General features: G+C 35.4%; 13 protein-coding genes. 11 read left to right on the top strand and 2 right to left on the bottom strand.

The annotated features are described in order from the left end of the window. Nucleotides 1–223: 223 nt before the first annotated feature. The 5 genes from AC13EX_RS10825 to AC13EX_RS10805 all read left to right on the top strand — a co-directional run bounded on the left by AC13EX_RS10825 (nt 224) and on the right by AC13EX_RS10805 (nt 5,886). Nucleotides 224–1,042, top strand: coding sequence for a CPBP family intramembrane glutamic endopeptidase (locus tag AC13EX_RS10825; protein ID WP_482892685.1), 819 nt, complete (start codon nt 224–226; stop codon nt 1,040–1,042). Between the two features lie 629 nt (nt 1,043–1,671). Then, the gene (locus tag AC13EX_RS10820) at nt 1,672–2,055 is read left to right on the top strand and encodes a hypothetical protein (RefSeq protein ID WP_482892684.1); all 384 of its coding nucleotides are present in this window, start codon (nt 1,672–1,674) and stop codon (nt 2,053–2,055) included. A 15-nt stretch (nt 2,056–2,070) separates the two neighbouring features. Beyond that, nucleotides 2,071–4,659: a DUF4132 domain-containing protein gene (locus tag AC13EX_RS10815; protein WP_482892683.1), complete on the top strand. Its 2,589-nt coding sequence runs from the start codon at nt 2,071–2,073 to the stop codon at nt 4,657–4,659. Nucleotides 4,660–5,335: 676 nt separating this feature from the next. Continuing rightward, nucleotides 5,336–5,578, top strand: coding sequence for a hypothetical protein (locus tag AC13EX_RS10810; protein ID WP_048641671.1), 243 nt, complete (start codon nt 5,336–5,338; stop codon nt 5,576–5,578). Then, complete coding sequence (locus tag AC13EX_RS10805; RefSeq protein WP_482892682.1) at nt 5,569–5,886, top strand: type II toxin-antitoxin system RelE/ParE family toxin; 318 nt, start codon at nt 5,569–5,571, stop codon at nt 5,884–5,886. Before AC13EX_RS10810 ends, AC13EX_RS10805 begins: the two co-directional genes overlap by 10 nt. A gap of 366 nt (nt 5,887–6,252) precedes the next feature. Here AC13EX_RS10805 and AC13EX_RS10800 read toward each other — a convergent pair whose 3' ends face one another. Continuing rightward, nucleotides 6,253–6,732, bottom strand: coding sequence for an REP-associated tyrosine transposase (locus AC13EX_RS10800; RefSeq protein ID WP_482892681.1), 480 nt, complete (start codon nt 6,730–6,732; stop codon nt 6,253–6,255). 691 nt (nt 6,733–7,423) lie between these two features. Between AC13EX_RS10800 and AC13EX_RS10795 the strand changes: the two genes are divergently transcribed. From AC13EX_RS10795 to AC13EX_RS10770, 6 genes are all read left to right on the top strand, one after another. Continuing rightward, entirely contained in the window at nt 7,424–7,852 is a 429-nt protein-coding gene (locus AC13EX_RS10795) for a hypothetical protein (protein ID WP_169786476.1), read from the top strand. A gap of 594 nt (nt 7,853–8,446) precedes the next feature. Next, nucleotides 8,447–8,914 carry a hypothetical protein gene (locus AC13EX_RS10790; protein ID WP_048641674.1) on the top strand — a complete coding sequence of 156 codons (468 nt, stop codon included), beginning with the start codon at nt 8,447–8,449 and terminating at the stop codon, nt 8,912–8,914. 869 nt (nt 8,915–9,783) lie between these two features. After that, nucleotides 9,784–10,254 (top strand): N-acetyltransferase, encoded by a 471-nt coding sequence (locus AC13EX_RS10785; protein ID WP_014020005.1) that lies wholly within the window; start codon nt 9,784–9,786, stop codon nt 10,252–10,254. Further along, the gene (locus AC13EX_RS10780; protein ID WP_482892680.1) at nt 10,244–10,777 is read left to right on the top strand and encodes a hypothetical protein; all 534 of its coding nucleotides are present in this window, start codon (nt 10,244–10,246) and stop codon (nt 10,775–10,777) included. Before AC13EX_RS10785 ends, AC13EX_RS10780 begins: the two co-directional genes overlap by 11 nt. A gap of 606 nt (nt 10,778–11,383) precedes the next feature. Continuing rightward, nucleotides 11,384–12,385, top strand: a complete 1,002-nt coding sequence (locus AC13EX_RS10775; RefSeq protein ID WP_482892679.1) for a hypothetical protein — start codon at nt 11,384–11,386, stop codon at nt 12,383–12,385. Between the two features lie 593 nt (nt 12,386–12,978). Then, on the top strand, nt 12,979–13,710 hold the full coding sequence (locus AC13EX_RS10770) for a carbon-nitrogen hydrolase family protein (RefSeq protein ID WP_482892678.1): 732 nt from the start codon (nt 12,979–12,981) through the stop codon (nt 13,708–13,710). 148 nt (nt 13,711–13,858) lie between these two features. On the opposite strand, the gene AC13EX_RS10765 is transcribed toward AC13EX_RS10770, so the two are convergent. Further along, nucleotides 13,859–14,488 carry a hypothetical protein gene (locus AC13EX_RS10765; RefSeq protein ID WP_482892677.1) on the bottom strand — a complete coding sequence of 210 codons (630 nt, stop codon included), beginning with the start codon at nt 14,486–14,488 and terminating at the stop codon, nt 13,859–13,861. Between the last annotated feature and the right edge of the window lie 597 nt (nt 14,489–15,085).

Raw genomic sequence — 15,085 nt, 5'->3', positions numbered from 1 at the left:
TCGTGTTTTGGTTGGTATTTTGTACCTTCATAGCTATATGTTTAAGACAACATAATTTAACTAAAGTAGGCCGGTTTTCATAAGGAAAATCGGCTTATTTTGTCTCAAGAGGCCATTTTTTCCTTAACTTAATAGCATTGTACCCCCCCCCAATACCCTTGGGATACGGATACTATGCATAGCCAAGCCATTGGTCATTATTAAGAAGAAAAACAATAAGGAAATGAAAACAATATTTTCATCGTCAGTATTACCGAACACAGAGGAAAAGAAAAAGAACCGTTGGTCGGTTTCAATAACTGTACTGATTTTATTTATTATTGGATCGATTATAAATATTCCATTTAGCAGAGAAGTCAAAAGATTGAATATAGAGGCAGGCAAAACAGGTATAAAACTGAATGATTCAGTTATGACTGATTTGATAACAATTGGGATTAGCAGTCTGATATTGGGTATGATATTAACTTTTATCGGACTGTGTATTTCATCAAGAGCAAATTTAGGAGCACCAATAATTGCAAGATTCTTTTCAAAGAAGCCGATTAGTGAAATAATAAATAAGGAGGCTGTATTATCAAGTATTTTTTTGGCGACAATAGTAGCTTTTATTCTATTAGGGTTATTTGAAATTCAAAAAGAACTTTATCCGGTTAGTGGTAAGATTCCACGTCCATCTAAACCTTTTTATGCGCTTGTCTCATTTTCCGCCGGGATTACTGAAGAAATTATGTTCAGATTAGGACTTATGTCATTGATAATTACCGGTATTCAATTCCTGAATAAGGTAGATTATCCGTCGCGTAAAACAATCTGGACAGGAATTTTTATTTCAGCAATCTTTTTTGGCCTTATACACCTTCCACTATCGAAAAACTTTGTGGAACTAACACCTTTTACCATTGGGGTAACAATGATCGGCAACCTAATAACAGGTACAACCTTTGGGTGGATATTTTGGAAACGTGGATTATTGATAGCCATACTTTCACATATTACATTTGATTTAGTATTTCACGTTATCGGAACACCCTATACATAGCGCTAAAAAAGCTCAATTGACTGTTCAACCTGATTAAAGAAGTGAAAATAATCCGAGTGGAAGGATTTAGGTCTTCGACAGAGAATTTATGCCAAAATCAATTATTCTGGAGATGGAACAAAAAACGTTTTGCAATTACTTAGCATTCTGGCGGCTGGAACCTTCGCCACCCTTCGACCCTTCGATTCCGCTAAGGGACCACAGGTTCAGGGAAGGGGCTCAGGCCCTTTTATGAAGTGAAGATTGAGGTTTTTTTGTTGGGAGAGGAGTAATAAATAAAACGGAGCATATTGACCCCCCTAACATAAAATAGTTTGCAGCCATCTTCCCTATGGTAAAGCTCTTTCTATATTAACCCTTTTATTAGCTAAATTTTGGCTAAAGCCGGATGCTGTATTGCATCTTTAAAAATTGGCTAAATCCCCTTCCTATTGAGAGGGTAATTTAAGGAACTAAGGTCTGTCCTGATTTATTACAAGAATAATATTCCTTATCTGTCAGTGGATGATAGTTTGCATCTTATTATTATCTTTATAGGTATTAACAAAGTAGGGGATCGGGACAGTTTAATGAAAGTAGTGTGCTATCCTAAAATCGGTTAGATTAGTTTAAAATTTTAAATAAATAAAATGAATACTTTAAAAGTCACAGATGAAAGTGCGGCTGGTCATATTTTGCATGAAATATCCTTGCAATTTGAATCGGAATATATAACTGTGTTAGAGCTTATAGAAGCCCGAATAAATTCGGAGATACAGCGATATGAGCAAGATGTAAATAATTATCAGAAAGGCCTTGTTTTGCCACATGACATGGAAAAACGTTTAAACAGGAAAAAAGTCATTAAATTGGATCGGGAAAAACAGCTATATGTTGCACTCGAAGCTTTTAGAAATAATGGGTTTTTCATATTGGTAGATGACGAACAAGTAGATAGTCTGGAACAGAGATTTCTAGTTGACGAGTCAACTCATGTTTCATTTATTAAATTAACTCCTATGGTTGGAGGGTAATAAAAATAGAATTAGATGTTCAATTTTTTTAAAAGAATTATAAAATCAAAAAATGATGATAATGAGCTTAAAAAGCTTATTTCCGCTATTCATAATAAAGTTAATTATGTTTATAGTGCCAATGATTTATCAAGAATTGAAGAATATGAAAATTTAAAAAAATTATCAGAAGAGGAACAAAAAGTTCTTATTAATAAACTCACAGATATCATCTGTTGTTTTTCTATAAAATTTGCTGAATCTAAGGGTAGGAATTCATTTAACAGTGATGATATAAACTATTTTGGCAGGCCTATTGCATTTGCTATACAAAGTGGCTTACTGCGTAGAAAATTAAATTATAATGAACATGAGTGGATTGAACTTTTGAGAAGCTTTAAAGATAGTTCAGATAAAATATCAAGGAATAATAATGGCTATTTTCATGATTTTCCCATTAATCATGCGATCAAACAAATTGAATATTATTTAAAGAATAATGAGCGATCCAAGACCCTTACTTCGTTTATAAATGAAGCATTGGAATGGGAAGAGTTTAAAAATACCTCAAATAAACAATATTTTGGTAGTGATATGGGAAAGGCCACTAAAAAATTAAGAGCCTTGTTGGTAAAGGAAGGAAATATTCCAGTATTTAGTTTAAAAACCAATGATATCGGAAATGAAGTAAATGAAATTATTAATTCTGTCAAAGAAAATAGAGATGCAATTGATCAAATCTTCTATTTAGCCTCGAATGTTACCAGTTCTAAACCTTCAAAGAAATTTAGTCAAGAAGTAGCCAAACTTCAAGACAAAATAGGCCTAGAGTCATTCAAAAAAATAGCACACAGAGTGCTAGAAACTCCATTAAATCATAATCCCTTTAACGAAAGTACCACACATGAATACAATGGTCAGGTTTATAATTATGTTGAGACCGTTTTCTTGTGTAATCCCAGCCAACAATTTATTAAGGGGATGGTTTGGACAGTAGAACGGTTCTCTGATAAGGAAACCATACGAATACTCAGTAAACTATGTGAAAAGACGTACTTAAAAATCCCAGGAAAAGGGCCAGCCGCGGCATCCATTGGAAATGCATGTGTTTACGTTTTAGGAAATATGAGAGGTAAAGATGGATTAGGAGCTTTGTCTCTTCTTAAACTTAAAATTCGACAAAACAATGTAAAAAAGACGATTGACAATTATTTAACAGAAGGGGCCAAGAAATATAATGTTTCGGTTGAGGAATTAAAGGAGATGGCTGTGCCCGATTTTAATCTTGTAAAAGGGAAAAAAATAATTCAGTTTGATGGCTATTCACTAAAGATATTTATTGAAGGAAGGAAAGTAAGCCAACAGTGGCTCAAGCCGGATGGTCTACCAATTAAAAGTGTGCCCAGTTTAGTTAAAAAGAGTACTTCTTTATCTAAAAAACTTAGTGATATCCGAAAGGAAATTAAAGAAATTCAGAAGGTATACAGTGCACAGAAACAAAGAATAGACAATCAATTTATTTTAGATAGGACCTGGGATTTTGTATCATTTGAGAAGTATTATTTAGAGCATGGCTTAGTTGCTCCAATAGCCGAAAAGTTAATATGGATTTTTACAAAAGGAAATATGGTTGCCGATGCCATAACCCTTAATGGTAAATGGTATTCTAAAGAGCATAAATCAATAAATTGGATTGATGAAGAAACAACTGTAAAACTCTGGCATCCGGTATATTCTGATGAAGAAACCATTATTGCCTGGCGGGAAAAAATGATGGAACTGGAATGGAAACAGCCAATAAAACAAGCATTCAGGGAAATTTATATACTTACAGATGCAGAAGTGAATACACGTACCTATTCCAATAGAATGGCAGCTCATATTTTAAAGCAACATCAATTTAGTTCCTTGGCTAATCTGAGAGGGTGGAAATATTCACTATTAGGTGCTTTTGATGATGGCAGAGATAATGAAATATGCGAAAAGTATTTACCAGAATTTAAGATAACAGCCCAGTTTTGGATTGATGAATTAAGTCAAGACGAGAGTTGGAATGATACGGGTATTTGGCTCTATATATCAACTGACCAAGTAAAATTTACTAAAGAAAACGGTGAGGTAATGGAGTTGGTTGATGTCCCAAAAATCATTTTCACGGAAATAATGCGTGATGTAGATATGTTTGTAGGAGTAGGTAGTGTAGGGAATGATCCACAATGGATGGATAATAACGGAGAAAGACAAACAAACCGGGACTACTGGACATCATACTCTTTCGGAGACTTAACGGAAATTGCAAAAACTAGAAAAGCTATTTTGGAAAGATTGCTTCCTCGCCTAAAAAACATAAGGGATAAAGCGGAAATTGATGGCAAATTCTTGATGATTAAAGGTCAACTTAGAACTTATAAAATCCATATTGGTAGTGGTAATATTTTAATGGAGCCAAATGATCAATATTTATGTATTGTCCCATCACGATCTGCAGAAAATTCTACTGATAAAGTTTTTATTCCATTTGAAGGTGATAGAGGCTTATCCATTGTATTAAGTAAGGCACTTTTATTAGCAGAGGATAATAAAATAACGGATTCTACAATAATGAGCCAGATAAATCGATCATAGGATCAAATTACACGAATATTGAAATTACCAAGAATTCTGACGGCAGGAATCCTTCGGCACCCTTCGACTCCGCTCAGGGACCACAGGCTCAGGGGCCAGATCGTTGCCTTGGGGTTTAGGGTTAGAATGGGGAATGGTTTTCTTTTTTAGTAAAACGGACCATATTGCCCCCCTAAAATAAAATAATTTGGAGCCATCTTTCCTTTGGCAAAGTTCAATTTCCTATTAATCCTTTTGTTAGCTAGATTTTGGCTAAAGCCGGATGTTGTTTTACCGCTTTTTAAAATGGGCTAAAGCTCATTCCTATTGAGTAGGTATTTTTTGTAATATGGCTTATTTGATATTCAAGAAGCCTGAGGGGCTTCCACAATAATAACCACGGGTGGCACCCGTGGTTAGGAAAGCATTTATCAAATCTGCAACTCTGGAAGGGGTTGAACAGGAGCCTTGGAGCTGAATTAGCCTTTATGATAGAAAGCTACTTTTTGTCTTGATTGTGAATTAGGATAGTATTACTTACCTGTTAGTTGCTGATTCTCTGCTTCTTATTGTTATCTTTGTAGGTGTTAAAGTAGCGGATCAGAGGCTATGCTACGCAACGAGCTGTGAAATCAGTTATCTTAAGAAATAGCAAGGACTAAATTGATATTTTTGTATCTTTAATAAAAAGCTAAAGATGGATTTGCAAACGAGAAAATTGGAACTTATACAAGAATTTTTAAAAATTGAAAGTGAAGAGGTTATTTCAAGGCTTGAAAAAATCTTGAGAAAGGAAAATAAAATATCAGAAAACGATGATTTTAAACCAATGACAATTGAGAAGTTTAACTCTCGAATTGACCAATCTATGGAAGATTCAAAAAATGGCCGGTTAATCGAAGCGAGTGAATTGAAAGCAAAAATTGATAAGTGGAATTAAATTTATTTTGGACTGATTTTTCTCAAAAAGAGCTCGAGAAAATCTATGAATACTATCGAGAAAAAGCAGGAGTCCGAGTTGCTAAAAATCTCGTTAACGGAATTTACAATGAAGTTCTAAAATTAAAAATTCAACCTAGAATTGGGCAAGAAGAGGAATTTTTAAAGAACAGAAAACAAGAATTTAGATATTTAGTTTACAAGAATTATAAAGTCATTTATTGGATTAATGAAGAAGAAAACAGGATTGAAATAAATGATGTTTTCGATACTAGACAAAACCCACTAAAAATAAAAAGAACCATCTAAAGCCAGTTGCACGACAATTAAGCTACAATGATGCGATTAAGGCTTTGGTTCATTAGTTCTGAGCAGTCAGAGTTGGGACTCAGCTTCTTGCAGCGCCTGTATACTTTGCTTCATAATTTTTGAGGTCCCCCGCTAGGTGTAGTTTATGTCTTCGTGAACTGGGTGTAGGTTTGCAAAACACCCTTTTATCCTTTCCAATTTGCAATTGGAAATGGACGGAATTACCAATGATCCACGGTTATCAAACCTTCTAATCCAGCATAATTCCATCTGTTTATAATTGTTTTTTAATGGTCAGAACTTGCCCCGGTTTATCGGGGTGGAATCTCGCATAGCTGATGATCGTCTAATCGCGTGACAATTGGGTCATGCTCGATTTCTTGCACTCGAACACATGTAATCCTCTGGTTTTTCCACGATTCCTGCCCTTACCGGATTCTCATGTATATAATTCATTCTACTTTCAATCATTTCAGTTCGATAAAGTTCGATAGCATGGCTTTCATGTGTCCAAAATTGCATCTCCCCAGTTCGTTTATTAAATTTCGCATGATAGGCAAAAATTATCTTCAACCATTCCTTTCTGCTTTCCTGAGGATTTTCAATTATCATTTTGAGCAATTCCTTGCTTGTAAATTTCTTAAAATCACGCACCCACCCTGATAATTTCGCATCTTTTTGTTGAACAACCAAGTGAAGGTGATTGGTCATGATGACATAACCAAAGAGGAAAAGTCCCTTTTCCTTTCTACAATAAGCCAAATTTTCCAAGATAAAATCTCGATAGACTTTTCTTGAAAACATAGCTACCCATCCCACCACTTGGAATGTTAAAAAATAGGGCATTTCATCTGTTTATATTTGTTTTCCAAAGGTCAGAACTTGCCCCGGTTTATCGGGGTGGAATCTCGCTACAATAATCATTTTTTGGCCTGACGATTTTGTCATGCTCGATTTCTTGATCTCTTATTTGAAAAGCTGGCTCCCATAACTAAAAATAGTATATCCTTGATTGAATTGCCAATGAATGCTGCCCAAGTGTATTGTTGATTGGGTTGGGGTTTCAAATTTCAGTACAGTATTCAAAATTTTATCCATTTGTTTACATAAAGGGGGTCTTCAGAAGCCATTGCAAATGGCATATAAAAGATTTCGACTTCGAAGTCAGTTAGGAATAAAAGGGTGTAGAGGATTCTACACCCAGCCGAGGTTTCAACAACAATAAGCACGGGTGGCAACCGTGGATAGGGAAGCATTTATTAAATCTGCAACCCTGGAATGGTTGAACAGGAGCCTTGGAGCTTGAATAGTCTTTATGATAGAAAGTTCCTTTATTCTTGATTTAGAATTAGCATTTTATTCCTTACCTGTTAGTTGCTGATTCTCCGCTTATTATTATCTTTATAGGTATTAATAAAGTAGGGGATCAGGGAATACGCTGTGCAGGCATGCAAAAATGATAACAATAGAACTACATAAAAGATATTTCATTACTGAAAAAAAACTAATTGAAGAGTTAGAGAGCCGGTTTGACCAAGTGGCGAATGATGAAGCTAATTGGACTACAACCTACGTTGACAATGAAACAGGTGATAAGTGGCTTTACTACAGAGTTGATACCGAATATCATGGTGGTGGAAATCCAGTTATGGGACGGCTGCCTCTACCAGACACGAGTAAACTCATTGACATTGTATTGCAGACAGTTAATGAAGGTGAAGTTTTTGCAGCATGTCGGACACTTGTAAACAATGAACAACTAAGGAAAATAGATTTTCGGTCTGACTTAATTAACCGACTCGAAGATTTGAAGAATAAGGACAGACAAAAGATGATTATTGATCTGACAGGACTTGACTCGTCAATGAACAGAAGAGGAATCATTGGAAAGAGTTCATACCACGTGGACAAGGACGCACAACACTTTCAAAAGATTGCTGACAGAGCGATAAAATTAAAAGAATAGAAAAAATACGACCCGTCAATAACTAAACATTCTGACGGCTGGATCCCTTCGACACCCTTCGGCAGGCTAAGGGACCGTGCTCAGGGACCAGTTTATTAAGTGAAAATTAGGATTATTTTGAAAGGAGGGGAGTAATAAATAAAACGGACCATATTGAAACCCTAAAATAATTTGCAGTCCTCTTTCCTTTAGTAAAATTCAATTTCCTATTAATCCTTTTGTTGGTTAGATTTTGGCTAAAGCCGGATGCTGTATTACCCTTTTTAAAAATAGGCTAAATCCAATTCCTATTAATAGCTATTTTTTGGAATATGGCTTTGTTTCAAATCGTGAAGCCTGAGGGGCTTCAATAATAATAGCCACGGGTGGCACCCGTGGTTAGGAAAGTATTTATCTAACCTGCAACCCTGAAAGGGTTGAATATGGGTTTAGTAGCAGGAATGTCTTATTGTAATTAACTACATATGTCTTGAATTAGGTCTTAAAGTTTTCAATCATTACCTGTCAGTGGCTGCAAGTTTACTTCATATTATTATCTTTATAGGTATTATTAATATAGGTTGTCAGGATCTATTTTATGCGTTAATTATAAAAATGAAGAAAGTCACCAGTATAATATTGACCTATAGAGAGGCATTAATGCATATCTGGAACACATATTATGTAATTGACCAATCGGTTGCAGGCGATTTTATTTTCGAGGTTGATAAAGCATTTTCACTTGTAGAAAAAGGACTTTTTGACTCATTAGTTCAGGCAAAAATATTTGACTATGCCCAAGAACCAGATTTTAAGGATTGTTGGGATATTTATGTAGTCCCTAGAAAACGAATAACTCAAACGAAAGGTGGCATAAAAAAAGGGCTTTATTGCGAATGGAAGGACTACGAATTTCAAAATGATGATACGATATTCAAATTCAACAGGCTTTTCGACTGTGACCAAGAAGGTGAAATGAAAGGAGAATTTGTGAGGGTAAAACCATACAATTCTCAAAACGAAAGACCCTTTACAGATTATTTGTTCAAAATAGACGATGTAGAATTCTATATAAAAAACTAACGCCAACAATTAAGCTACAATGATGCAATTTAAGGCTTCGATTTATTGTAGTCCTGAGCAGCCAAGATTGGGACTCTGCCTCAGGTAGTCTTCTGCTATGGGGGTTGGATAGGCTTTTTACTTGGTAAAGGGAATTAGCTGGCATTAAAATTATTAAAATTAGACGAATTGATTGTCTAGTAGCACTTTTAAGTCCTTGCTTCATAATTTTTGAGGTCTCAGGTAACCGGAGGCATAGATGTCCCAATGATTTCATTTAAGCTTTTTGATAAATCCGGGGTAAATGTTTTGGATGGGTTTTATAAATAAATCGGACCATATTGCCCCCTTAGTAAAAAATAGTTTGCAGCCATCTTCCCTTTGGTATAGTTCAATTTCCTATTAATACTTTTGTTAGCTAAATTTTGGCTAAAGCCGGATGCTGTTTTACCCTTTTTAAAAATGGGCTAAAGCCCACTCCTATTGAGTAGTTATTTTTAGAAATAGGGTTTATTTGATATTCAAGAAGCCTGAGGGGCTTCAATAATAATAGCCAAGGGTGGCACTAGTGGTTAGGAAAACATTTATCAAATCTGCAAGCCTGAGAAGGGTTGAACAGAAGCCTTTATAATTTGGAAAGCCACTTTTTATCCTTAATCAGGACCTAAAGGTATTATTCATTATCTGTCAGTCGCTGGTAGTTTACACCTTTTAGTTAATAATAAGGTATGCTGTCACGGGCTAGTCTACTTTTTCATTTCCAAACAAGAATGAATACGCATTTCGATAATTGCGTAACTGCAGTTTGACGACCCATTAATATTTCCAAAAAATGGATACTTATTCCTTATTGTTTCCGTTTTTGGTAAACAATTTCGTATATTGATCGTATGAATGTAATAGAAACCTCTTCAGGGAACAGTCATATCGTTGAGATAAATCCCGTAGAAGATGGTGACTATAAAACACTTAGCAAGAGTCGTTTTTTCTTTGACTGGAAAAAAGAAAAAGCTTATGAAATATATAAGTTACAACTATCAGGAACAAGTGAAATTTTAGGGATTATATCATTAGAAAAAATCCCAGAAGAGTGGCGAGTACACATTAGACTTTTAACCGTTTCAAAAGATAACAGAGGAAAAGAAAAACAGTATGACGGAATTGCGGGGAATTTAATAGCGTACGCAGCTAGAATCGCGGTTAAGGAATATGCTGAATATGCCTGTGTATCCTTAAGGCCAAAAAGTCAAATTGCCCAACATTACATTGACAAATACAATATGAAATTAACGGGTATGACTTTGAGTATAGAGGTGCCTGAAATTTTGGATTTAATTAATCAGTATGACCATGAAAAGTAAAACTAATAAGGATCTTATTGCAGATGCTGAATATGGATTAGATTCAAGGTATAATTCAAAGAAAGAACGAGAATCAGAAGCTGCATCATTAATGGAAGCACGATTAATGAGAATGAAGAATTTGTCTAAAGAGCATATTATTCGAGCAAAACTCATGCAGCTAAAGTTAAAAATGGAAGCATATATCGAGCAACCAATGTATGATGATCAAAATCACTTTGCTGATTTCCTAAAAATATATGTAGACACCATTTATTCAACAAGAAATCACTTTGCTGAGGATATTAATATTACACCAATCAGGCTTAGTCAAGTAATTAACAATCACCGAGATCCCAAAGATGAATTTATTATGAAGTTAATGATTCATTCTGAGAAGGTATTTGAAAAGATCTGTAGTTTTCAAAAGGAAATTTGGTACCAAGTATATTTTCATGAGAAATTATGTTACACCATGTCAAGCCAAGTAGAATGGAGAATAAAGCTTGAAAAGGATGTTAAGTTTAGTACAGTAATAGATTAGAAAATTACTCATGAATATGAACCGGCATATGAAGTGAAGATTGAGGTTTTTTTGTTGGGAGGGGAGTAATAAATAAAACGGAGCATAATGACCCCCTAGATTAAAATAATTTGCAGCCCTCTTCCCCTTGGCAAAGCTCTTTTCCATAATAATCCTTTTGTTGGTTAGATTTTGGCTAAAGCCGGATGCTGTATTACCTACTCAATCTCAATAGGAATGAGCTAAAGCCCATTCCTATTGAGATTGAGTAGGTGTTTTTTGGAATCTGGCTTAGTTTCTAATCGTGAAGCCTGAGGGGCTTCAACTACAATAAGTAAGGGTGGCAACCTTTTGACAGGCAAAGATTTGAGTTTAAGGAACAGGTTATAGGCTTTGCGTATGGGTTTTATCTTAAGCAACGGAGCATATTGACCCCCTAGAAAAAAGGTTTATTGCTCGTTTCTCTTTGGTATAACCCAAATTAATTTTTTTGTTCGCTTGATTTTGGATTTTACCCTTGTATCCATAAAAAATAAAATCAGCTAAATCCAATCGTCTTCTTTTTTACGTAGGTAGGTTTTCAAAGGTGATAAATACGCACTATTCTTTAACTAAATAAAAATTGAAATGAAAAATTCTAACCTAATTAAAGCCCTTCTTGGCTTTTCTTTGCTCGCTTTTGCTTCATGTGATGATAATGACATGATGGATATGGATAAGCATGGGGCAACTTTATTTGTTACCAGCAACGCCAGTGGTGATATCAATACCTATCAGTTTGAAGAAGATGGAGGGGTGGTAATGAATATGTTTACTACGCTTTCTACGGGAAATGAAGGCGTTCACTACGATGAGACCAATGATGACCTTATTGTGGCTTCTAGGAGTGCACTTCAAGTAAATGTATATGCTGATGTTTCCAGTGTTTTGATGAATCCCTCACTTGCTTTAAACTTGGGAGGTTCCAGTGCTGCAGATCTAATGAATCCAAGGGCCATGGCGGTAAACGGAAATACTGTGGTAATTGCTGACAATCAGCAAAACCAGTTTTTCGTCTATACAAAGTCTGGCAACAGCCTGATGTTGAAGAATACTTTTGATATTGATTTTGCTGTCTGGGGAATTGAATTTATTGGTGACGACCTATTTGCAGTAGTGGATAAAACTGCTGATCTGGCAGTATTTACTAATTTTTCGTCAAACACTTCGAATGGAATGCTACAAGCCTCAAAAAGAGTTACCATTGAAGGTATTGTACGTACGCATGGACTGGCGTATGATGCGATGAAGGACATGATGGTGATGACAGATATCGGTGACGCTGAGAATACTGAAGATGATGGAGGGTTTCATCTTATTAAAGATTTCAATAGCACCTTCAATAATACCTCCGATGGTGGAACTATCGGGATGTCTGCTCAGACAAGAGTGGCAGGTGCTGCCACGATGATGGGTAACCCCATTGATGTGGCTTATGACGGCGAATCCGGCACGGTATATATTGCAGAAATTGGAAATGGTGGAGGTCGTGTACTGGCCTTTTCCGGTTATGGAAATGGTGGAAATGTATCTCCTACATGGAATGTAGCTCTTAGTGGAGCCAGTTCTTTGTATTTGGCTACTGATTAATTTACTGTGAGTACGAAAGTTCAGTTGGTATAAGTAGAGTTGATAATATTGCTTGGACCATTGTGGGAAAGGTGAAATTTCATAAGGTGAAGAGGGACATTTATATGTCCTTCTTTTTTAGGTTTACGATTTAGAATTTGTGATGAGAGCTGACCCTGAAGGCTGGAATTCTTCCTAAGGTTTGTGGCCAACACAACTTTAGCTAAATTCAATATTACCACTATTTTTACCTAAATTTTGGCTAAAGCCGAGTGCTGTATTACCGGCTTTAAAAATGGGCTAAAGCCCATTCTATTGAGAAGTTAATTTTTGGAATATGGCTTATTTGATATGCCTAAAGGCTTCAATTAATATAAGCTACAGCAACCGTGGATAGAAAAGCAACTATCAAATCTGGAAGGGGTTGAACAGGAGCCTAGAGCTGGAATTGATATTTTATGAAGGGAGCCCTTTTTTTATGCGGAATTAGGAAACAGGGATATTATTCTTTTCCTGCTAGTTGTTGATCATTTGCTTCGTTGTATCTTTATAGGGAATGGAGAAATGGCTATGATGCGAGAGTCTAGGGGCAATTCAACCAAACTATTCACGCGATGAAAATTTGTATTGCACAAACAAGTTCTGAAAAAGGAAACATTCAATTGAACATCCAAAATCACTTGGAATTAATTCTACGTGCCATAAAGCACAATGCTGACTTGATTATTTTCCCTGAACTGTCTATAACCAACTACGAACCTTCCATTGCCAAAAAGCTTGCAACAATTGTAGATAACAGCCTTTTCAATCCATTTCAAGAACTAGCGGATAGAAATAAGATTACGATTGGATTAGGCATGCCTACAAAATCTACTGAAGGAATAAACATCAGTATGTTGATTTTTCAGCCCAACCATAAGGGAACTGTGTATTCCAAGCAAATATTACATTCAGACGAATTACTATACTTTGTAAGTGGAAACAAGCAATTTTTTCTAAATATTAAAGGGAAGAAGATTGCGGTTGGGATTTGCTATGAAACCTTACAAAGGGAACATTTTATAAATGCCCACCATCTTGGAGCTGATATTTACATTGCTAGTGTAGCAAAATCTAAAGAAGGTATTGAAAAGTCCTACAAGTATTTTTCCAAAACCGCAATTGAATACAAAACCCCAATTTTAATGTCGAATTGCGTTGGCCCTTGCGACAACTTTATTGGTGTGGGACAAAGTGCAGTTTGGAACAACAAAGGTCAAATAATTGGGAAATTAGATGATAAAAATCAGGGGTTATTAATATATGATACGGTGAATGAAGTAACAGAAATTGAACAAATAAATTGAAAAAAAAAGGAATAATTTGGCCGATTTAAGAATTAATGCCAATTAACCAATCGAGATTGGTTGTTTGTAGTGTTTTATGGCCTGACTTATCGGAATATTTTAGTCCGAAAATCCTATTTCATAATCCGGGATAATCGAGTTAGCTTGATTAATACCTGGCAACAATGCCTACATTAAAATTCCCCATAGGGCCGTAGCCTCCTTCAAAAAAGAAACCGAAATTTTTGGCAGGGTAAAAACCAGCACCGGTCAATAATCCTGCAGCATAATTGAGGTCCTCATTGGTTCGGTAAAGCATATAGTTAACTTGGTTCTCAGGCAGATGACTATTCAACCGGTCAAATTTATCATTTACGGTGTTTAAAGTTACTCCTGCATAATACCTAATATATACATCCCACTTTTGGGGCTTTAGATGGACTTGCAATTGATTGCTTAAAAATGAGGTAAGGTGTACGGTAGCTCTTAATCCTATAGGGAGGAAATTTTGGTCGTAATATAAAACTTTACTGTCTGACCCCACTACTGATAAAAAGGAATATTGCCTCTTTTGATATCCAACAAATACTCCTGTACTTATAAATTCCCCAAGGCAATAATCAAAAAACAATTCTTTGTAGAAATCATTGTTACCTTGTAAATACCTTGTGTTATTTAAGCTAGTCCCAAGGCCAAATATTTTTGTCCCCTTTACTGAATAATTCTCAGTATTATGTTGGGCAAATGCAGTTAGTCCGGTGGCTATAAAAAAGGCGGCGACTAATACTATCCTGTTCATAATCAAATTCCTAAAATGTGATTCTCTTGCCTATTGGATCCAACTTTTGGAGTTTTGAGCAGCGGCAATTATTTTGCTTACTGTGACTTAGATATTAATACCAGTTTAAGTTAAACTAAGTCTTAAATAATTCAAAATATATCTGGAAACGAGTTTTCGTAAATACATTAAAAGGGGGGCTAAATAAATATAGGGTGTAAAAAACCGATTGTAATTTCGGTTTTGATTTAACCCGGATTATGTAACAGGATTTCTCCGCCCTGACAAGGTCAGGGGTGATGCCTGTCCCGTGTTTACGGGAAGTGTTGCAATCGCAAGAAAATCAGGCTGTTTGGAGCGATTTCAGCACCTAATAGATTGTCTATTGCATATTTCGGGTTTAATAGAATAGGGAGTAACAAATGGTTTTTACCTTATTTTTTTCCAACAGCTCTTTTTTTATCACCTTGATTTATGCGTTAAAAAAAACCTTTCTTCTCTTATATAATCGGATCACTGAATTTTAGGGCAAAAATCGTATATTATCAATTCTTTTTTAAAATAAGCAAATTCAAATACGATGAAAAAAATAGTATTATTTGCTGCTTTATTCCTGGT

It is taken from the genome of Cyclobacterium sp. L-R (genome assembly GCF_056859355.1).
The sequence above is the reverse complement of the archived record's forward strand: the minus strand, read 5'-3'. Positions and strand labels throughout refer to the sequence as shown.